Source organism: Streptomyces sp. NBC_00647 (assembly GCF_045207245.1).
Lineage (GTDB): Bacteria > Actinomycetota > Actinomycetes > Streptomycetales > Streptomycetaceae > Streptomyces.
The window spans coordinates 8,931,995-8,952,522 of the sequence record NZ_CP109040.1 but is presented as its reverse complement, the minus strand read 5'-3'; the positions used below and the strand labels follow the sequence as shown (position 1 = coordinate 8,952,522).

The 20,528-nt window shown below is 69.2% G+C and carries 13 protein-coding genes; 2 read left to right on the top strand and 11 right to left on the bottom strand.

Annotation, left to right across the window (positions count from 1 at the left end; translation table 11 throughout):
• Positions 1-188: 188 nt before the first annotated feature.
• The 6 genes from OG788_RS39265 to OG788_RS39240 form a co-directional block, all read right to left on the bottom strand.
• Complete coding sequence (locus OG788_RS39265) at positions 189-1,217, bottom strand: glutathione S-transferase family protein (RefSeq protein ID WP_406375723.1); 1,029 nt, start codon at positions 1,215-1,217, stop codon at positions 189-191.
• 171 nt (positions 1,218-1,388) lie between these two features.
• Entirely contained in the window at positions 1,389-1,583 is a 195-nt protein-coding gene (locus OG788_RS39260; protein WP_406375722.1) for a hypothetical protein, read from the bottom strand.
• A 1,075-nt stretch (positions 1,584-2,658) separates the two neighbouring features.
• Positions 2,659-3,273, bottom strand: a complete 615-nt coding sequence (locus OG788_RS39255; RefSeq protein WP_406375721.1) for a PRC-barrel domain-containing protein — start codon at positions 3,271-3,273, stop codon at positions 2,659-2,661.
• A 677-nt stretch (positions 3,274-3,950) separates the two neighbouring features.
• Positions 3,951-4,205 carry a hypothetical protein gene (locus tag OG788_RS39250; protein WP_406375720.1) on the bottom strand — a complete coding sequence of 85 codons (255 nt, stop codon included), beginning with the start codon at positions 4,203-4,205 and terminating at the stop codon, positions 3,951-3,953.
• A gap of 192 nt (positions 4,206-4,397) precedes the next feature.
• On the bottom strand, positions 4,398-6,491 hold the full coding sequence (locus OG788_RS39245) for a SpoIIE family protein phosphatase (RefSeq protein WP_406376967.1): 2,094 nt from the start codon (positions 6,489-6,491) through the stop codon (positions 4,398-4,400).
• A 272-nt stretch (positions 6,492-6,763) separates the two neighbouring features.
• Entirely contained in the window at positions 6,764-6,940 is a 177-nt protein-coding gene (locus OG788_RS39240) for a CsbD family protein (RefSeq protein WP_406375719.1), read from the bottom strand.
• A 641-nt stretch (positions 6,941-7,581) separates the two neighbouring features.
• Here OG788_RS39240 and OG788_RS39235 point away from each other — a divergent pair.
• Entirely contained in the window at positions 7,582-8,502 is a 921-nt protein-coding gene (locus tag OG788_RS39235) for a Ku protein (protein WP_406375718.1), read from the top strand.
• Between the two features lie 1,159 nt (positions 8,503-9,661).
• Here the strand turns inward: OG788_RS39235 and OG788_RS39230 are convergent.
• The 3 genes from OG788_RS39230 to OG788_RS39220 all read right to left on the bottom strand — a co-directional run bounded on the left by OG788_RS39230 (position 9,662) and on the right by OG788_RS39220 (position 16,008).
• Positions 9,662-14,329: a trypsin-like peptidase domain-containing protein gene (locus OG788_RS39230; protein ID WP_406375717.1), complete on the bottom strand. Its 4,668-nt coding sequence runs from the start codon at positions 14,327-14,329 to the stop codon at positions 9,662-9,664.
• Positions 14,330-14,369: 40 nt separating this feature from the next.
• Complete coding sequence (locus OG788_RS39225; RefSeq protein ID WP_406375716.1) at positions 14,370-14,711, bottom strand: trypco2 family protein; 342 nt, start codon at positions 14,709-14,711, stop codon at positions 14,370-14,372.
• A 631-nt stretch (positions 14,712-15,342) separates the two neighbouring features.
• On the bottom strand, positions 15,343-16,008 hold the full coding sequence (locus tag OG788_RS39220) for a hypothetical protein (RefSeq protein ID WP_406375715.1): 666 nt from the start codon (positions 16,006-16,008) through the stop codon (positions 15,343-15,345).
• A 161-nt stretch (positions 16,009-16,169) separates the two neighbouring features.
• On the opposite strand from OG788_RS39220, the gene OG788_RS39215 reads away from it, so the two are divergent.
• Entirely contained in the window at positions 16,170-16,361 is a 192-nt protein-coding gene (locus OG788_RS39215; RefSeq protein ID WP_406375714.1) for a hypothetical protein, read from the top strand.
• A gap of 378 nt (positions 16,362-16,739) precedes the next feature.
• On the opposite strand, the gene OG788_RS39210 is transcribed toward OG788_RS39215, so the two are convergent.
• Positions 16,740-18,392 carry a hypothetical protein gene (locus OG788_RS39210; protein WP_406375713.1) on the bottom strand — a complete coding sequence of 551 codons (1,653 nt, stop codon included), beginning with the start codon at positions 18,390-18,392 and terminating at the stop codon, positions 16,740-16,742.
• Between the two features lie 786 nt (positions 18,393-19,178).
• Complete coding sequence (locus OG788_RS39205; RefSeq protein ID WP_406375712.1) at positions 19,179-20,528, bottom strand: FtsK/SpoIIIE domain-containing protein; 1,350 nt, start codon at positions 20,526-20,528, stop codon at positions 19,179-19,181.

Here is a 20,528-nt window from a genome sequence, read left to right as displayed (position 1 = left end):
GGGTTTTGGGTGGCCGGCCAGTGGCGGTGACGGTGCTCGAGGTGGCAAGCGCAGAAGTGCCGGAGGGGGTACGGGGTGAGACGTCCCCTCCAGGCGGGCAGCCGGTAGGCAACGGCTTATGTCAGGCCGTGGCGCTGTGTCACGCGTATGCCGGGCGCAGCCTGCAGTCGCTCAACAGGCTTCTAGAGTCAGGGCCTGCCTGGAGGAGGTACTTCCTCGTCGGTGCGCACCGGCTCCGGAGGGGTTCCGTCGCCGAACGGATGACCGCCCAGTTCCTGTCTGTGATGCGGCATGAGCCATCCCGACAGATCAGGGCCCAGGGGCACGATGCCAATCGGGTTGATGCCTGATTGGACTTGGTAGTAGTGGCGCTTGATGTGGTCAAAATCGACGGTATCGCCGAAGCCGGGTGTCTGGAATAGGTCTCGGGTGTAAGCCCACAGCGTCGGCATCTCTGACAGTTTCCGTAGATTGCACTTGAAGTGGCCGTGATAGACGGTGTCGAAGCGCACGAGTGTGGTGAAGAGTCGGATATCCGCTTCCGTGATGGTGTCCCCGACCAGATACCGTTGGCGTTCCAGTCGGGGCGTCAGTTGGTCCAGGCGGCGGAACAGCCCTGTGCAGGCGGCCTGATACTCCTCTTGGTTGGTGGCAAAGCCTGCGCGGTAGACGCCGTTGTTGACGTCCTCGTAAACGCCGGCCATGACCTCATCGATCTCATCGCGGTGGGCGTGCGGATACAGATCAGGGGCGCCCGGCCGGTACAGGGCTGTCCACTCGGTCGCGAGATCGAGCGTGATCTGCTGGTAGTCATTGGTCACAAGCTTCCCGCTCGGCACCTCCACGACCGCCGGCACGCTCACCCCGCCCGAGTAGCCGGGCTCACGCTTTTCGTACGCTTCGCCCAGCAAATGGATCTTGAGGACAGGGTCAAGCCCATCCGCGTCCAGGGTGAACCGCCAGCTCCGGTCGTCCTGGATCGGGTCGGCGATCGCCAGGGAGAGAGCGTCCTCCAAACCGAGCAGACGTCTGGAGATCACCGCCCGGCTTGCCCATGGACAGGCACGGCTGGCAACCAGCCGGTAGCGGTTCGCCTCAACGGGCCAGCCGTCCCGACCGTCCGCCGTGATCCGGTCCGTGAAGTGGCTTTTCGACCTTTTGAAGGGTTTCGTACCGTACTCGCTGTTGCCAGGCATCCCGCCGTTGCTGCCACTCATGGGGCGCACCTTTCCGTCTTGCAACTCCATGGTGCATGCGTCCCCAGTCTTCTACCGGGAACAGCGATGAGCCACTCCACGCCCACAGAGGGCAGCTGCCTGCGTGAACGAAACCGAGAGCAGGTGACAGGCCCAGCGCGAGCAGTGCGACGTGGAAATGCCGTACGGCATTCATTCGCGGCGGACAAGGCGAGGTTGACGGAGTCCTGGGCTCGCCACCGGTCGGGGGTGGTAGTTGCGGCGGAAGCGGCCGATCTCGTGCTGCTGCGCCAGAATTTCGTACAGGGCTCTCATGCGCTGGCCTTCCCTGCAGCGCAGCTGGTCGAGGGTGACGGTCTCAGGCAGTTCGGCGTCTTGGAAGCACATCCCGTACATGCGACATCAAGGCAGCGGGTGGGGTCGCTCCAGGCGGCGACTTGCTGCTCGAGCCGGTGGGTGGTGAGGGAGTCGGGCAGGATCCCGGCGTAGGCCCGCACGCCCCCCTGCTCCCACGCACACCACGCTGGTGCCGTGGCCGGCGAGGGCCATCGCACCAGTCGACGGCAGCAGCCGGAGCGCTCTCGGAGCCAACTTACAAAGCGGGTGTCGTGCCTACCTTCGACGCCTGATATACCAACTCGCCACCAGCACTATGAGGACGGCGACTACGAAGGCCCACAACGTGGTTGGGCCGTGGTAGGAGCGGTAGGCCACTAGAGCATGCATGCTCAGGCGGGTACCCGGAGCGGGTGACCATAGCCGCCTCAGCGTCTTCTCAGCCCGCGGCCGCCGGTTCTGATGGCGCTCCTCGGTTTCCCCACCCCGTGTTCAGGGGCGGAACAGGTCCGCACGCTGCCCCCCACCCGCTGCGTGCCAGCGCCCAGTAAGCGCCTCTCGGGAGGGGCGCTTGACACGATCGCAGTGGGGACGCAGGCCTCTGCTCCGAAGCCGGGCCGGAAATGCGTATTGCCTGGGCGGATCAGCACCCGGGTCGGGCTCGTGGCCGCCATGGGGAAGATTCGGGCGGCAATGGCCAGCAATCCGAGCCTGCGCGCGCTGGCCGACGCGCCCCAGACCGAGGGCAGGTTCTCGCGCAGCGCCCGGCACCTGCGGCCAGCGGCGTCTGCGCCCAGGGCAGTCGCTGGCCGACTTCGCCGCCACCTGCCCGTCTGCTGCTCCACGGAGCGGTCTCGCATGGTGGTGAACTACTCGTTGTTCTCGCCGGGGCCGCCCCTCGTGGCCCAGACGCAGAGGATGCCCGCAACTGGAGCCAGCGCGAAGGACATCGCTTGCTCCCAGCGCGCAGGCCGCGTGCAGCCGCGGTACTGGGAGAGTAGCTGCAGACCGTGCCCTGGAGGGCGTAGCAGCAGGTGGTGTCGTTCTCCTCGACGGCGGCCAGAGTGTGCCGCCGGCGACGACGTTCTGGTGCTGACTGGACGCGCCGCCTGCAGCAAGGGCCTCCCTACCGCTGCTCGTCGGGAACCACATACAAGCGCAGCAGCGCCTGCCCTGGGGCGCGACTGTTCGTGCCGGCACGCCCCTGCTCAGGGCGCGTCATCGCAGCATTGTCTTCGGAACTATCGGAGCGGGCGGACTCGGTGTCCGGATTGTTTTGGCGGCTGCGAGCAAGGCCCGAAGCGGTGCTCTTGTCGCGGGGGAACGAAGCCTCTTCGATGGCATCGGTGACGGGCGAGTCAGTGGGGTCCCGTCCGCCCTGGTCCGGCCGGTTGACGACCTGCTGCCAGCCCCGGCCATCGTCCCACGCGATGTCGTAATACTCGTAGAGGTGATGTTCCTCGTCCACCGTGAGGAACCCCCCGGCGTCGACGTCGACGTGAGGGGCGTCTTTGACGGTGGCCTTGGCGTAAGGAACTTCAAGATGGTCCTCCACCATGGCCGCCTCGCGCGTGGGCACGAAGGACTCACTGGTGCCGAAGAGCCCGGTTTTGACGGTGACCCACTCGGGCTCGCCGGTCGCTTCGTCGAGGAAGACATGCTTGGTGTCGCCGATCTTGTTTCCGTCGACGTCGTACACCGAGTGGTCCAGCACGGTGGCAATCTGCCCGTGGGTGATCATCCTGGCCTCCTGCCTCCCTTTGGTCATCTTCCGCGTAACCCGCCGAAAAGCATGAAAACGCACTTACAGGAATAACCTGACTGGTGCCCTTGCTCTGGCTCAGCAGTCGGTTGCCCCGTTACGCGGGCGGACCCGAGAGGCAGGGGCCTCGAGGACGGGCGCGAGACCGTCCTCCTCCCAGTGCCCTCCGACCAGAAAGGCCGGTCGTCGGGGCCGCTCGTCGCCCTCAGGTTGCGACCGCGCGAGTTCGGCGGCAGCTCTGCGCAGCGGCCCGATTGCGCGGATCGGGCGGGCCCCAGGCGCCGGCGGAATAGCCGATCTCGACCCTGCCCGCTTCGTCGGGAGGTCCGTGGAATCCGGCGTGTCCGACGACGAGACCCTCATCGCCGACGACCGCTTGCCGCATCATCCGCCGCGCCCGGCCAAGATCGGCGGCCGTCGGGCCGAGACGGAACCGCCACAGCCATCGAGCTCTGTCGGTCACGAAGTACCCAGCGCAACCCCGGCCGTGCTGCCGGCTACGGACAGGTCTCCGCCGGACAGCTCGACGAAACAGCACGGCGCTGGGGTGTCCAGACAGCTGAGCCCCGTCCGTACCGCTACCGCTGATCGTGAGCGGCACCCCGCACGCGGAGTCGGGCCTACCGGCTGCACGGCACGGCGTGGATGCTGCGCCATCAGCGGTGGGGATGCCCTTGTTCAGGGTCGTCGTCGGGTGTACTCCATCCGTCGCCGCGGTGTGCGGGATCCGTCAGGTCACGGCGTGCTTGTGCGGCCTGCGGCGCAGTCGTTGTCACACGGCGCCGGGCAGAGTGTCGGGTACCGATGAAGAATGCGACGACCAGGATGACGACGACAGCGACGCCCGCCGCCATCAGCCACAGGGCGCCACCATACGAAGCGGCCAGCACGGTGAGCGTTTCGGCGTTCATGGGCGCCGTGTACCCCACACGAGAGCAATATCCCTCGCGCCCGCGAGGTGAGCCGTGTGGAGGCTGACCGGGCAAGCTGCCTCGTCAGCCAGGGCCCCCGGCACCCTGGAGGGTCTTGTCACTCACTCGGTGACGCTGCGCTGGTAGCAACGGGGCCAGCCTGGTTCCGGCGCCCGTGGTGTGGGTGTGGGCTCACGTGGGCGGTGGAACGGTGCGCAGCAGAAGGACGGCGATGTCGTCGGTGTAGTGGGCGGTGGGCCGGGCGTGGTGGAGGAGGACATCGATGAGGCGGTCGAGACTGTCCCCGTCGTGCTGGGCAAGGCAGCGGGCAAGGCTGTTGGCCCTCTGGTCGACATCGGTGCCGGGAACTTCGATGAGCCCGTCGGTGTAGAGGGCGAGGGTGGTTCCCGGAGGGAGGGGTTGGACGGTGAGGGGGTAGGAGAGGTTTGGGTCGATGCCGAGCAGGGGTCCGGGGTCGAGTTCCATGACGCCGGGCGGCATGGCGGGATGGTGCAGGAGCGGTGGCGGGTGGCCTGCGCTGGCCAGGACGGCTTCCTGGCGGGCGAGGTCGATGTGCACGTACAGGCAGGAGACGAGCAGGTCGGTTTCCAGGTCGGCAAGGACCCGGTTGATCCGGGCCAGGACCTGGTCGGGCGGAGCGCCGGCAGCGGCGTGGATCGCGGTGCGGACCTGCCCCATGAGGGCGGCGGCCGACACATTGTGGCCCTGGACGTCGCCGATGACGGCTGCGGCGGTTGTGGCGTCGATGCGGATGACGTCGTAGAAGTCACCTCCGATGTCCATGCCGCGGCTGGCGGGCAGGTAGCGCGCGGCGCTCTCCAGGCCCGGCAGGGAGGGCAGGCTACGGGGCAGGAGAGCTTGTTGAAGACTGCGGGCGAGGTCGCGGGTGGCGTCGTAGAGCCTGGCGCGGTCCAGGGACTGGGCGATCAGCCCGGCCAGCGAGGTCAGCACGGCGCGCTCGTCCGCGCCGAAGTCGTGAGGCTGGTCGTAGGAGAGGATGCAGCAGCCCACGGGCCGGCCGGAGACGACCAGCGGCAGGAAGGCCCATGCCTGCTTGCCGCTGATCTGCGGCGCTCTGGGGTAGCGGCGGGCCATCTCACGGGGGCTGGCGAAGAAGGAGGGGATGCCGTCGGCGAGTACCTGTCCCGCGGGGGTGAGGTCGGTGTCCAACGGCAGGCCGTCGAGTCCGTCGATCGTCTGCTGGTCGTAGCCGTGGTGCCCGGTGATCTTCAGGCGGCCGGCGTCGTTCGCGGATACCACCAGGCTGTCCGCGCCGAAGGCGGGCAGCACCTGGTCGGCAATGAGCTCGACGACGTCGCGAACGGCGACCGTCTCGGTGAACGCGGCTGCCAGGTGCACCAGCTGATACAGGCGCCCGACCTGCGGGGGCGTGGATGCGGCACCGGTGGACCGCGATGCTCGGGCGGGCGCGGGCGGGCCGTGCTCGGGTGCCGTGGCGGCGGTGATGCGGACGCTGATGCCGCTGGCGTCCGGGTAGAGCTGGAATTCCAGCCAGGTGTCGGGAGGCCGCAGAGCCGTGAAGGTGACCGGGTCACGGCTGATGACGGCGGTGCGGTAGTGGTCCTCGATATGAGTGTCGTCCAGCCAGGGCAGGGACTGCCAGGGGCGGGTGCCCAGCAGTCGTCCGGCATCGACGCCGAGCAGCAATTCCGTCGAGGCGGTCAGGAAGGTGATCCGGCCCTGGAGGTCCAGGCCCAGTGCTTCTTCGGGCAGACGCTCGATGTAGTCCACGGCGGCCTGCGGCAGCTGGCCGCCGTGCGGGCGGGCGGCCCCGCCGGCCGGAATGAGCCGGGGATGCTCCGGCACGGCAGGAGGTACAGCGGCCTCGTCCAGGAGGCGGGCGATGCGCCGGGCCGCGGAGCCGATGTGGCCCCGTTCGCGCGCGGTGGCACCGGCAGGATGGCTGGCGGGCCACAACAGCATCAGTGCGCCCCAGCACCGTCCCCTGCCCTGCAGCGGGGTCGCGGCCAGCGCGAACCGGTAGGGCAGGCTCGCGGCGGCGCGGGGATAGGCACGGGCCATGTCGCCCTGGGACCCCACCCAGACCAGCCGGTCCTCGCGGACCGCATCTCCCACCGGAACGGGCGCGCCCAGCGGCACTCGCCGCCACGGCCACGCCACCTCTACCGGTACGCCGCATATCACCACAAGAGCCAGCATCTGCGCGGTCTCGTCGAGCAGGTAGATCCCGCCAGCGGAAGCGCCGGTGCGGCGCACCGTGTCCGCCAGGGCGTCATCCAGCATCCCGACGCCGGGCTTCTCGCTGCGGCTGGACACCACACATCCCCATCCCCACGGGCGGGCATCGCGGGAGGGGATCGCCCGCCGTGCATGACGACGTCCCCCATCATTGCGACAATACGCCCGCATATTGCGCGACCAGGGCGATGCGAGGCATACGGACGTCGGCAACCCGCCACCCCGACCCGCTCCTGCTGCGCAGCCCCATCTCATCGCCAGGGCTCCGGTGGAGGGCCCGTCCTCTCGAAGGCGGGCCCCTCCAACCGGTTCGCGCTTCAGTGCTTGCTGTGCTTGCCGCGCATGGAGTCCTTGGCGTCGTGCACGGCTTCCTTCGCCTCGCCCTCCGCCTGGTCCATCTTTCCCTCGGCCTTCATCCGGTCGCTGCCGGTGACTTTGCCGACCGCTTCCTTCGCCTTGCCCTTGGCCTTGTCCATGCCGCCCTTGTCAGCCATGTCCTGCTCCTTGCATGAGAAATCAGTGACGGTGACAAACTAGAGCTTAACTACCCATATCGCTCGGCGAGTGGTGCACGAGACAGGCCCCGGCCAAGGTGACAGCAGGCGGGACATCAGGCCCGGGGAATCCGGGCAGGTTGGAGCAGCAGGGGTCTCGCCTCCGCGATGGGTCCGAGGATTCAGGAGACGCGCAGGAGCGTGGTGGCAGGGCGGATCGCGTCGGTGGCCCGAACTTGGCGCGGATGCGGTCGCCGACTTCTTCGGCGACGAGGCGGGCTTCGCACCAGCGCTCCCCCGCCACCGGTCAGCGAACCGGACCCCTCCACCTTCACCTGCCCCGGCAGCCTGGTCGGCCCGTGTTCCGGCTGCCAGCGACGCACCCACAAGTACGGCAACGGCGGCATGCCCCTGTGCCAGTGGTGCCTGGCCCCCGTCCAGAAGAACTGGGCTCCACCGTCCGCTTCACCAGCAGCCACCCGCAAAGCACCTGATGCGGCGGCCCGGCAGCCCCTGCGGATCCTCGCCTGACCATTCACGCCGATGCCGCCTCTCCCCCGTTCAGCAGCGATGCCTCGCCGTGCTTGGGCCTGCGCCTGCTTCTAGGCTGAAGGCCTCGGGGCTTGTCGCGGAGGTCCCCCATGCCCCGAACCATCTGGTCCGGCGCCATCAGCTTTGGCCTGGTCACCGTGCCGATCCACGTGGTCAACGCCCGGGAGGACCACTCCATCCACTTCCACCAGGTCCACCTGGAGGACATGGGCCGGGTGCGGAACCGCAAGATCTGCGAGATCGAGGACCGCGAGGTGGCCCAGTCCGAGATCGGCAAGGGCTATCAGTGGGGCAAGGACACGATCATCCCGGTCCTCGACGAGGAGCTGCGGGAGATACCGCTGCCCACAGCGAAAGCCATCGAGATCGAGGCGTTCGTGCCCCTGGACTCCATCGACCCGATCCAGATCGGCGAGGGCTACTACCTCGAGCCCGACGGCCAGGTCGCGGCCAAGCCGTACACACTCCTGAGGCAGGCCCTGGCGCGGTCGTCGAAGGTGGCCGTCGCGAAGTACGCATGGTCGGGGCGCGAGAGGCTGGGCCTGCTCCGCGTCCGCGACAACGTCATCGTCCTGCACTCGATGCGCTGGGCCGACGAGATCCGCGACCCGGCCCAGCTGAAACCGGAAGAGGTGGAACTCACCGAAGGCGAGATCGCCCAGGCGGAGCAGCTCATCGACCGGCTGACCCGCGACGACCTCAAAGGTGAGGAATTCACCGACCGGTACACGGAAGCCGTGGAGCAGCTCATCGACGCGAAACGGGAGAACCGTGAACCGCCCACGGCTGAGGAGCCCGAGGCACCGGGGCAGGTCGTCGACCTGATGGCCGCGCTCAAAGAGTCCGTGGCCAAGGCCAAAGCCTCCCGCGGCGAGGACGCCACCGTCCACGACATGCCCAGAAAGAAGACCGCAGCCAATAAGGCGACGGCCAAGAAGACGGCAAAGAAGCAGCCCGCCAAGAAAGCAGCCAAGAAGACGACGGCACGGAAGCCGCGGCGCAGCGCCTAGACCTGCTCACTGCCTGGCCACACAGGATCGAACGCCTGCAGAACAGTGTTGGTGACCGCATCACTGGCCAGGTTCGCTCAGCAGTCTCGGCGAGGCCGTTCAGGGGCACTTGAGTCAGGAGGTACGGCTCTGCCAGTAGGTTCGCCCAGTCATGGGCGTGTCGGGCCATGTTCTTCTTCCAGGCCTGCGGGTCGTTGCGGGCGATCTCGTCCCAGGCTGCGGCGCTGGCGTTGGCGAAGACCGTTGCCCCGGCTGTGGGGGCGGATTCCCAGGAGGCGAAGGACGCGCGGGCCCAGGTATCGGCGCCTTCGACACTGTGCCCGGCTTCCATGAGCCGGAGGATGATCACCGCTCGGTCGATCCAGGCCGCGCCTCGCGTGGGCCAGGCCCAGTCGATGATGTGCGCGCGGTCGTTGATCAGGACGTTGTGGGGTGCAAGGTCGGTGTGCAAAAGCGTGTCACCAGCGAGCAGGCCGACGTCGGCGGATCCGGCATAGAAGGCCCAGCGCTGTTCCGCGCGCTGAGTTCGATGCCGGGCCACGACGTGGCCTGGAGTTCCGCCACCGCGCGGGCGACGAGGGGGAGATCCGGGGAGCCGGACGCGTAGTTGGCGCGTGACGGCCGGCGAGACGCTGATAGCCCATCAGGTCCCAGCCGCCGGCATTCACGTGCCACAGCAGGCGCGGGCACGCTTGGGGCAGGTGCGGGTTGATCGCAGCTTCGCGGTGCTGGGTACGCACTTGCGGGTGATGGGCGGGCACGCCCTTGACGAACAGGGACGTCTCGGCGGTGCGGAGGGTGGCGGCGATCCCGGAATTCACTCCGCCCTGGGCGGTCTCCGCTCTGAGGACGGGGCCAGTACGGGCTTAGACGGCGGCGCGAGCCGCGACGGGAAGGTCGGTCCAAGGGAGGCAGGCGACAGGCATGTGGTTCCTGATGGTGAAGCGGGTGCCGGACACGAAGTACGAGGGCGAAGCGCCGCCGCCGACCCCGGAGCTCTACGCGGCACTCGCCGACCTGGGTCACAAACTCCACTTCACGGAGTACATCCGCACACGTATGCCCAGTCCTGTCCGGCAAGGTCCAAGTGCAAGGTGCTCCTCCGGGGTGGGCCGGATGCCTGGGCACGCGCGAGGGCACCGGTTGCTCTTCTTCTTCCTCAGCCCTTCGGGCTTTGGCCAAGAAGAAGCAGCAGGGTGTCGGCGGCCGCCATGGCTGCTTTGGGGGCGATGCGGGCAAGGGTGGGCAGCGCGGGCGGACACGGACCAAGGCGTAGCGCTTCGGCGACAAGCGCGGCGGCCTTATCGGATTCGGGGTCGGCGTCAGCACGGGCCAGGAGTTGCTGGGCTTGTCGCGAAGGGTCGGCCGTGAGGTTGTCCCTTTCCTCTACAGGGGGTGGGGTGGATTCGGTCCCCGTCTGGTCGGCATCCTGAGCGGATGCGTCAGGAGCGACACCCGAATCCTTAAGGTTGTTTGGCGGAGCGCAGTGCCGGGCGCGTGCTGCCTCAAGGCCAAGGGCATGCCACCCTGGGTCGACGATGGATGCCACGACGTTCTCCGCGCGGGCGAAGTCACCGGCCCGGGCGGCTTCCCAGGCCAGGGCAACCAGCGCGGGCGATCGTCCACCTCGGACGGTGATGGCTCGTGCGGCCTCCTCTGCGATGTCGAACTCACCTTGAGTTGCCGCTAGCCGTGCCACTTCCGAGAGCGCGTCGGCCTGCCGGTCGGGCGGATCAACTCGTAAGGCTGCCTCGATGGCGCGGGTCGTCTGTCCAGCAGCGGCGCGGGCTCGCGCAACGTCGACCAGGGCGAGCGCCCGTTGGTCCGGATGGCCGATGCGCTCTGCGGCGTCCGTGGCCTGGTCGAGGTCGCCGAGCGTGAGAGCGGTGGCAACCTGTGTTTGTATCGCCCGGACCTGGTCGTGCTCTCCGGCGATCTGCCGTGTGAGATGCCCTAGGGCACGCACCTGCGCGCGGGCGGTGTCCAGGTCACCGCGGTCGGCTGTGGCCAAGGCCCGGACCGCCAGATGCTCCGCCCAGGTGCATGGGATGGCCACGCAGCGTGCCGCTTCCTGGAACAGTCGGTCTGCGCGGTCCGTGTCACCCGCCACGGCCACGACGGCGCCCACGTCTATGAGAGCGGCCGCGCGTGACGGTGCGTGATGGGGTGTGTGGGCGGCAGCTTCCGCTGCCGTCGTTAACATGCTCGTCCGGCCGATGTCGGCGGACGGCAGGACGGCCCAGGCTGCTTCTGCCAGTGTCTTGGCCCTCCAAGCGGGGTCCGGCGCGGTACGCATGGCGGTTTCCCAGGCTTCCAACACTTTCCGGGCTTGGACCGGGGTAGCGGAGGCAACGGCAGCCTGGCCCACCATGAGCCACAGCATCGCCCGCAGATTTTCGTCGTGGACTGCGTCGACCAGCGTTGCGGCGCGCAGATAGTCACCCGTGTCCAGGGACGCCTGGACGACATCCATGACGAGCCTGTCGCGCTGGTACTCGTAGACGTCGACTGTGCGTTGGACGGCCTCCAGCGCCGCCCAGGGGTCCCCGGCAAGGAGATGCGCGCGAACAAATTCTTCCTGGCGCTGGTCCCGCACCCTCGGATCCGGGATGAGGTCGGTGATAGCTTCGGCTTTCGGCAGGTCTCCGGCCTTGAGGACCTCTCCTCTGATGCGGTCGAGCACCATCGATCGAGCGTAGGTGGCCGCCAGGGACTGGGCCGCCGCGAGAGCTTCGTCGGTGCGGCCGACTCGTGTCGCGAGCCCGACTGCCTCTGCGAGCGGCTCGCCTGCGTACCCCACGTCACTGGCCCGTGCCTGCCGAAGAGTGCGGACGGCTAGGGCGTCTGCTGTCGCCTCGTCGCCGGCGTTCAACGCGGCCCACGCCAGGGCCAGCAGCACGCGGAGTTGAGTGGAGGCGTCGTTCAGCTCTGCCGCCCTGGTCATTGCTTCGTCGAGGCAACCGATCTCTGCGAGGAGGGCTAGAGAGTCGACCATCGCGTCCTGCGCGTGCGCCGATATCTCGCCGGGGGGTTCAGCTTCCAGAATTTTCACGATCAGCGCCCGACCAGAGCCGTCACCGTGCCGGCGGCAGACAGCGCGGGCAACTTTGAGCAGCGCCTTTGGACCCCGACCTTCGGTCCTCAACTTTTGGGCGATGCGCTCGGCGTCGTCGAGGAAGCCGCCTTCTACTGCCGCGTCAACCAGGCGGTCCTGTGCCACGTCCTTCTCGTACCACCCATCGAGGGTGTCGGTGAAGCGCTCGGCACGGTCCGGATCGCCCGCCAGCGTCACACGTTCGATCCAGGAGAGCAGGGGCTGCGTCGAGGAGAACCAAGAACGGGCTGTGCGGATCACTGCCTCCGCATGGTCGATGTCGCCCCTATCGAGCATGCGCTCTACGACACGCTCGACAGGGTCGCCCCGTCCCGTGACGTCGGATCGCCCCGCAACATGGTCGACAGGGATGGCCCGTCCCTCGACATCGGGCTGTGGAAAAGCATGCTCTGAAACGGGGTGCTCTTGCCGGTGGTCGATACCACGGACCGTGGAGAGATCGTTCCACAACTCGGCGCGAAGGTCCGGGTCCCGGGCGGTATACGCCGTAGCCTCTGCCGCCTCAAGCAACGTCAGTCTGTCGACACCTTTACGGGAGCGGGCTACGGCGATGAGTATCGCCACATCGTCCCGTACAACTGCGTCGTCGTGAGGCTCCTCAGCACGCCTCACGTGCGATGGGAGCGGCGGCAGTGACGGTCCGGAGGACTGCTGTTCTTCACTGGCAGCGACCGTGGGTGCCGTTGCGTCAGCGACCGCCTCCAGCGCGGCGGCCCGCTGTTCGGGATCGACGATCGATTGAGCAAGGGCTTCCGCCCGTGCGTACGCGCCGAGTTGGGCCCACAGTCCAGGAAGCTCCACTGGGATGTTCCGGTTGCGCCGCGCCATCACGTCGCGATGGACGGCAACCGTCGCCAGCGCCATCAGATCAAGCGCATCCGCGCTCTGGATCGCGTCCTGGACAGTAGCGAGTTCCGCCATGGCAGCGCTCTCGGCGCCCGAGCGCTCCAGGAGTCGCGCATGCCGAGCAGAATCGATGACCAACTCGATCATTTGCTTCACCGAACCCGCCGTCCGGAGCAGACGGAAGTAGCCGTGCAGCGCAAAGTCCGGGGTGTCCTCGGGCCACCCACCGTCGCGGTAGGCCTTGACCCACTCATGCAGTTGCCCGCGGTATCGGTCCACCTCTTCAGAGCCGAACAGGGCCAAGGCATCATTTTGGAGCTCTTCGTGGCCCAGTACGTAACCCTCCCTCTGCTGCCACAATCCCTCGCGCGTGCTGAAGGTCCGGCCAGCGACCGCGTCGAGTCGCTCCTCGACCTGCCAGGGGAGCAGGTCCGTCAACTCGGCTAGGTCGCGGGCTGTGAGGCCGCCACCTGCGCTCGCAACGAAGCCCAGCAATTGCCGGTCGACTGGATTGGCCAGCAGTCGCTTGACCTCTTGCTGCGTGGTGTTCCGGGTCAGCAAGGCGTACGAGGAGGACTCCAGGATGCGCACCGTCGCCGGGTTGCGCAGGGGATGATCTTCGACGACGTCTGCTGGCAACGGAGGGTTGAGCCGCCCCGCAACGACGACCCGCATACCGGCGACTGGCCGTACCGGCAGCAAGGCGGCGATGCTGTCACCGTCCGCGCTGCGATCCTCGTCCAGCCCGTCGAGGGCGAGGACCAACCGTTCCCCCCGCGCTCGGCACAGCGCGGCGGCCTCACCCAGCTTGGTCAGCAGGTGCGCATCCCGCGTCGTGTCCGTAAGCAGGACCGGGGCGGACTGCCCGAGCAGTGCCAGCAGTTGCTCCAGTACGGCATCGGCGAAAGCCACGCGGTCGTCTTGGCCGGCAAAGCGGGCGGTGACGAAAAACGAGACCACTCGGACGCCCGGTGGCGGATGCAGGACGAACCACGACAGGAGAGCCGATTTACCTGCCCAGGCAGGTGCCCGCAGCCACCGGTAGTGCCCGGAGTCCGGTCCCGCGCAAAAGTCCTCCAGTTCGGCCAACTCGGCGTCCCGGCCACGTAGTTCCACAGGGGCGATGCGCTCCACTTGGGCCAGGTACGCAGACCTGCACTCCGTCGGCGCCTCGTTCCTCGGAAGCGGATCCAAGTCCTGCACGCCTTCGACGCCAAGCTGGCGCCACCACGACCCGGGATCGGTGACGCCAGGACCCCAGCGCGGCCGCTGCGGGTCGGCCTCCAACGCCGTCAGCGGCACCACCGTGAGGGCTGAGGCGCCCTCCGGGAGGCCGTGCTCGGAAACCACGCCAAGGAGGCGTTGATCGGCGACAACTGGACCGCCGGACATCCCCGACCAGGGCGACTCCCCCGCCCGGGGCGTCGGCTGGCTGGAAACCACCATGCTCAGCAGGCCGCGGGTCAGCTTCGACAGAGGCGCGATAAACCCGGTTGCCTGGATCACATCACGGGCAGCAGCGGCCCCGGAAGACAACCGCGTCTCGGCGAAGACGGGATACCCCAAAGCATGGCAGCGTTCGATGACTGCGGTCGCCGGAGCGTCCCGTACCGCCCGCGCCAACGGCATGGCCGGTAAGCCCTCCCCCGGCAGACCATCGGCACGCAGCAGCGCCAGGTCGGGGCCCGGCCCGTCGGGGTCACCGATGAAAGCGGCGTCGGCCGTGGCCGGATACTCGCGCTTGCGCACGTCACGGATACGCAAGGCGTCTGCACCGGCTACGACATGGGCGGCGGTGAGAACCGTCTTGCCCGCCACCACACAGCCGGACCCGTACCGGAGGCCGAACGGTCCTTCGGCGATCACCTCGACCAGTCGATCCGCCCACGGAACTGCCGACAACGGCCTATTCCTTCAGTTCGCCGCTGTGACGGGCTACCTTCACCGGTCTGCCCTGAGCATCGACCGGTTCACCGAACACCACGGTCACCCGCTGCTCCGTGGCCTGCCCGCGCACCCGTCCGGCGCCAAGCTCAGCGCCGGTGAAGGGCACCTTGAAGCCGGCCTTGCCATCCACCGAGCGCGACGCGGTCACCACGAGTTCGACCGTCATCGACTCGACGGGCAGGTGCACGTCGGTCCCAGCTCCCGCGGCGCGGGCACGCAGCAACTCCTGCCGCAGCAGCCCAATAGCTTCCGCCAGCCCGATGCCTGGTATTTCGCCGCTATCGTCCACGAAGTCAGCCACGAAACCCATCCCCCGGAGCACTCATCAGTTGTGACGCTACGTTCATAGGCCATCACCAGTCACGAGCGCAATCCTTCGGCGTATGAGCAGCCGTTGTGGTAGGGGGCTGGCTGTGACGTCCTCCAGTGGCCCCCTACGATCGGCGTCGTGGCCATCCTCGGCGTCACTGACACCGGCATGTACGAACCGGTCGACAAGATCGCCGCTGTCCTCGATGCCGTCCAGCGCGACAGCGGTCCGGGAAACCATCCCCGCGCGTGCGGGGTGCAGGCGACCAGGTACCCGCCTGCACCCACTGCCAGCCGGACAGCGCGCTGGGACACATCGAGGGCTGACGCTAGGCTCGGCCCGCGGCAGGCGCGTCATCTGACATCCCTCGGGATGCGTGGGCTGTAGCCCTACGCCTGCCGCACCTCACGCACTCCGCGGCTTCCGGCTGGTCTTCCGGACCATCCCCGCGCGTGCGGGGATGGTCCTATCGTCGGGGATCCCTCCGCCCTGCTTCTCTTCTGCTCCCCGCGCACCCGGGGATGGGCCCTCCTGCCCTCCCCGCCGCCGGTCGAGGCCCGGTCGAAGGACTGCTCCCCGCTGTCGGTCTAAAATTGACGATCGCCGTTGACACCTGTCGGGGTCACGACGAGCGGACCGGGTATCCCGTCGCGCGGATCTCGTCACGGACGTCGGCGAGGGAGATCTTCGGGTTCAGGCGTCTGACGATGTCCTCGTCCAGCGGGCGCTGCGCGTAGATGTCCCGCACCGCGTCGAGGTCCACAGGCCGTTCGTAGTAGTCCTTCGCCCATGACCGGAACGCCTGCGGTGTGCGCTCGGTGAGCATCGCGAACATCCATCCGGAGCCGTCGGGGTCCCTCTCCCCCTCGGGGAAGTCGATCCGGCCCGTGCGCCACCGGTCGTCCTCCTTCTCGCGCCACAGACAGCAGGTGACCATGGGCATGTCCTCGTCCTGGAAGGCCGGTTCCTCGACGGCGGAGCGGAACACCTCGGGCACCGTGTCCAGGACGCCGGGCCACACCTTGTCGTCCGCGTACGGGCTCATCGCCGACTCATGGTCGAAGCCCCGGATGTACGCACCGGCCGCCGAGAAGACCACGTCGTACTCGTCGCCGCCACCGTTGCGCATCGAGAACCACTTCTCGCCGCCCCGTCCCCGCGCGCCGAAGGTGTAGTACCGATAGGCGCCGCCGTGATTGAGCACGGCCTCCGCGACGGCGATCGAGAGGCACAGGTCGTGCAACTCGGGCAGGTCAGACAGCGAGGCCGCCACGTCATGAACAGTCATGACGTCATCCAAGCGCACACCACCGACAGCGCTGCCGTCGCCGTCGCGCCCCACCCCCAGCGCGCCACCCCCCAGCGCGGCGGACGTCAGGTCCGGTCGGACTGGGCTCGGTGCACGGGCGTCTCTGGCGGCCGGAGCCCGACCCGCCTTGTCTGGGCGGCTTGCGCGTACTCGCCGATGGCGCCGACGTCGGCGCCATCGCTCCGGTCCGCCACCGCAAGACGGAGAATGTCCGCCGGACGGCCGGGCATTGGCTGCGCACCCTCGGACGCGGCCCGTCCCACACGGACCGGGACATCGCCGCCCGGGTCGTCATCGCGGCAGAAGAGGCCTGGGTCCCGCTGCCCGACTAGGACGACGAGGCCTTCGACCGAATCCCGGCCGGCTTGCGCAGCAACCTCTACGGCACGGCCGGCCAAGTCGACCTGCGGCGCGGACGGCTCACCCAGGTCCAGCCCGGCGCCTACCGCCGGCAGCTCCACGCCGCGATCGGCCAGACGCGGTGTACCGCCACAGGCCCGGTTCTTCGGCCAGCACCTGGCCGTCCTGCTCGACGCCGCGCGCGCGGATCTCGGCGCCCCGAACAGCCCGCCGACTACCCAGTTGCCGCACCCGGCAGCGGTGTGACTCGACTGCGACACCGCCCTCATGGTCGGACCTGAACCGGCCCGGGCCTGCGTCCATACCGGCACCCGACAAACACGCCGGCGCCAGGGACAGTGGCCCGTGCCTCAGGCCAGCAGGGCAAGCGCCGCGACCCACAGCACGGCCAGCGCCAGGGCCGCGGGCCAGAGCGGCCGCCCGCGCTCGGGCCCGCTGCTCTCCCCCGTCGGTCTGAGCCGGGGGTCGTCGCGCATGACCGTGAGCTCGGCCGCCAGCGTGTCGTAGGGATGGGTCAGGCCGCGCCGCCGCTCCAGCCATGTCCACTTCGGCGCCCTGACCGACCAGTTGTCGTCCCGCCAGCGCAGCTTCAGCTCGAAGGACTGACGGCGCACGGAGCGGAAGTCGTCCCACGGGATGTGCCGGGGACCGCGCAGCCCGGTGATCCACAGGCCCGTGCTGTCGGCCGTGATGCGCCAGGCGAGCTTCTGGGGGACGCGCACGGCCCCGTAGAGGCCGATCGCGGCGGCGAGGGCCAACTCCCACGGTGACGGGCCCCAGTCGGTGAACCAGGCCCCGCAGAGCCAGCCGCCCCACTGCACCAGCAGCGCCGCCGCGAGCCAGTCGAGCCAGCCCGCCTGCCAGCGGCGCACCGGTACGGCGGGCCGCCCCGCGTCGCGCTCCCTGACCTGCTGCTCCAGACGGCGGCCGCGGGCCTCGCGGGCCTTCTGCCGGGTGATCCGCCGCAGGCCCGCGCCCGGGGTGAGCGGGCGGACCGGCCCCGCCGACCACTCTGTGAGCGGGGGCTGGGCCGGATCCTCGTCGGCGCTCACGACCACGACCTCGGCTCCGTCGAAGGGAGCTCCGTAGAGGACGGCCTCACGGACCGGGCCCGGGGTGTCGTCGTCCATCGCGTCGAACAGCCTCTCCAATTCCTCGTCGGCCTCGTCCGGCTCTTCCGGCTCGTCGTCGGCCGCCTCGGTGTCGCCGTCGTACGACGTCAGTTCCACCGTGAACAGGGGGCGCCCCGCCGCGAGGTCGTCTGCCGCGTACACCTCCGTGGTGCCCTGCGCGTCGTCGCGCACGAGGACCCGCAGGACGGGCGCGGGGTCCCGGCGCAGCGCGACGGCGCGGTGGCGGCCCAGCCAGGCGGAGGCCAGCGCGGTGGCGGCGAGGCCGGCCAGGTAGCAGGCCACGATCCGGGAGCCGTCGCGGTCCTCGGCCGTGCCCCACATGTCCGCGGTGGCGCCGGTGACGACGGCGAGGCCGAGCACGACGAGGCCGAGCGGGCGCAGGAACCGGCCGCGGCGCACCGGTGCGTCGGCGTCCGGGACGCGTGCCGTGCCGTCGGCCGCGGCCCCCAGCGCCCGTTCGAGCTGGGTGCTCCTGGCCCGCAGGCGCACGGCGACGGCGGTCCAGGACACGAGGACGACCAGTGCTCCGGCCAGGGTCACGGCCCAGGGCAGCGAGGGGGCCTCCACGGCGAGCCCGACGAGCAGCGCGGGCGCCCCCACCCAGACGAGCTCGGGCCGCGCGAGCACCCACAGGGTGTACACGGCGAACCCGGCCGCGACGAGCGGCCACAGTCCGCCGAGCATCACGGCCCAGGCGCCCGCGCAGAGCGCGAAGGTGGTCGCCGCGGCGGCGACGGACCTGCGCACGGCCGGGAGGGTCCAGCCCGGTGCCAGTGCCGCCGACCAGTCGGCTGCCGGACCGGCCGTCCAGTCCCGGCAGCCGTCGGGTATCGCGGCCGCGGGCAGGGGCAGCGGCTCGTCGTAGGACACATTCACTCCTGGATCAGGTCGGAACACCGGCGGTGGCGGTGGCAGCCTGAGCCCGGCCACCGGACGCCTCCGCCCGCGCTGAAGGGTGCCACCTTCTCGTACGGCCGCGCGGGTCGATCGCCTCAAGCCGTTGTGCAGGTCGGCGGGAAGAACGGGGTGCCGCCTCAGCCGACGGCCAGTAGCACCGCCGGCAGGACCACCCCGGCGAGCGGGACCCATGATCTCGTACGCCCAGCATACGGTCACCTCGCCCTGGGCCAGGGGGTCCTTGGCTCCGGACTGGGCCAGTTCGCGCAGCTGCCGTCCAGCTGCCGTGGTCGGGCCGACCACGCGCCTTCAACGCGGCACGCAGTCGTACCCGAGGTCCGATTGCGAAGCCCTGGACGAGCGTTGCGCAATCGGGCTGCGCAACCGGTCCGAGGGTTCTGCAGAGGTCGCCATGCGCGGTGCGGCTGCGCAGAATCCTCGGAAGCTTCCGATCCTTGCGGTGCCGAGGTCCGGGTGTCGCACTGCGCAGGTGGCAAGCGCGGCCCGGGTGGGTTCCGTCTGCGCACCGCCGTCACGGACTCCAGGGCCGCGTGACTGGCGGGTGTGACGCGGTCCTCGGCCGTGGCACGTGTGCGGACCCAAGAACCCGTCACAGGCTCGAGCAGCCCATGGTCGGGGTCGTGAGCCCGACCATGGGCCTTTGTGTCCCCATCGTGGTCGGGGTCTGGTGGTCGGGTTGGGGGCGCTCCGTCGAGTCCATACGCGTTCGCGGGCACCGAACCCGCTCGGCCTGTCGGTTCACCGGCTGCGTCTGCTTCGATGATGAGATGCAGCAGGTCCCGGCCGGAACGGCTTCAGGGCCGGTACGTCGGGGGCGAGCTCGGCAGTCTCGCGGCAGATCGCCGCAGCGTCGCCGAGGGACAGGTGCGGAGTGCGCATGCGTCCCCAGCCGCCGGACGTGTCACCGGCCACGGCCAGGCCCGGACGTTCAGCGGGAATGGTGGCAGCGACGCCCACCGCTTCGGAGGCGATGTCGCCAAGGGCCATCTTTGCCGAGGCCTCGTCGTTGACGCGGTGGCAGACGCGTCCGCTGAGTTGAGCGCGCAGCATGGTCGCGCCCTTGCCCAACTCCGCACCGAAACGCTGGCCGCAGATCTCCACGTAGATACCTGCGGCCCGTCCGAGTTGGGCGAGTCGGATCAGTTGGGTGACCATCTCGTCGCGCCGTTCCTCGTCCTTGCGGCTTGCCACGAGGAAGAGTTCGGCCACCTCGTCGACGAACAGCACGATGGGCGGCGGCCGTTCGTCGTCCGGCAGCCCCCACACGTCAGAGGTGATCTCCTCGTCCGGGGTGCCGGGCGCGATGCCCTGGCGTGCCTTGATCAGGTCGTAGCGGTCCTCCATTTCCTGGACGAGGACGGGCAGCAGCTCGGCGGCTTCATCGGAGTCGGTGGCCAGGGCCGACAGTCGCGGAGCGAAGGGCGCCAGCTCGACCCCTCGCTTGCAGTCGATGCCGACCAGGGCGACCGGTTGAGCGGCCAGCCCTGTCAGCAGATTGCGGAGGAACATCGACTTCCCCGACAGGGTGGCGCCGAGGACGAGTTCATGAGGAACGGCCCGGTAGTCGCGGACGAACACGGTCGCGTCCTCCCGCAGAGCCACCGGCACGGCGAGGAGGTCGTGTCCCGCACTGCGAGGCATCTTCACCTTGCGCAGCAGGTCGAACCCGACCAACCGCAGCTCGACCACGCCCGGCTTGATCTCGCGAACGTGGACCGCGTGAACGCCCCAGGCATGCCGCAGCCGCTCACACGAGGCAGCCACGTCCGCCGGCCCCTGGCCGGGGGCGAGCCTAAGCCGGACCCACAGCCCCGTGGAGGTGGAACGAATCAGCCCTCGGCGCGGAGGCACCGGCCGAACCTCATGGCGGGTGGTAGCCCGCACCGCCAGGGCCCGCAGACGAGACGGCTGAACCGTCAGCCCGCACGCGTCCATGGTCGAGCTGTACGAGCCGACCAGCCGGGCCACCGATGAGGGCAGCCCGACCGTGGCCCAGTAGATCGCCGGATGCGCCTTCCGGGCGTAGATCGCCCCGCCTAATAAGGCGAGGGGTCCGCCCAGCCCGGCCATGGTCACCAGCTCGGACAC

What these genes read in the sequence shown, in the direction of transcription:
- OG788_RS39265 (WP_406375723.1), bottom strand. Translation starts at nt 1,217, where the DNA reads ATGAGTGGCAGCAACGGCGGGATGCCTGGCAACAGCGAGTACGGTACG.
- OG788_RS39260 (WP_406375722.1), bottom strand. Translation starts at nt 1,583, where the DNA reads ATGTGCTTCCAAGACGCCGAACTGCCTGAGACCGTCACCCTCGACCAG.
- OG788_RS39255 (WP_406375721.1), bottom strand. Translation starts at nt 3,273, where the DNA reads ATGATCACCCACGGGCAGATTGCCACCGTGCTGGACCACTCGGTGTAC.
- OG788_RS39250 (WP_406375720.1), bottom strand. Translation starts at nt 4,205, where the DNA reads ATGAACGCCGAAACGCTCACCGTGCTGGCCGCTTCGTATGGTGGCGCC.
- OG788_RS39245 (WP_406376967.1), bottom strand. Translation starts at nt 6,491, where the DNA reads ATGCTGGATGACGCCCTGGCGGACACGGTGCGCCGCACCGGCGCTTCC.
- OG788_RS39240 (WP_406375719.1), bottom strand. Translation starts at nt 6,940, where the DNA reads ATGGCTGACAAGGGCGGCATGGACAAGGCCAAGGGCAAGGCGAAGGAA.
- OG788_RS39235 (WP_406375718.1), top strand. Translation starts at nt 7,582, where the DNA reads ATGCCCCGAACCATCTGGTCCGGCGCCATCAGCTTTGGCCTGGTCACC.
- OG788_RS39220 (WP_406375715.1), bottom strand. Translation starts at nt 16,008, where the DNA reads ATGACTGTTCATGACGTGGCGGCCTCGCTGTCTGACCTGCCCGAGTTG.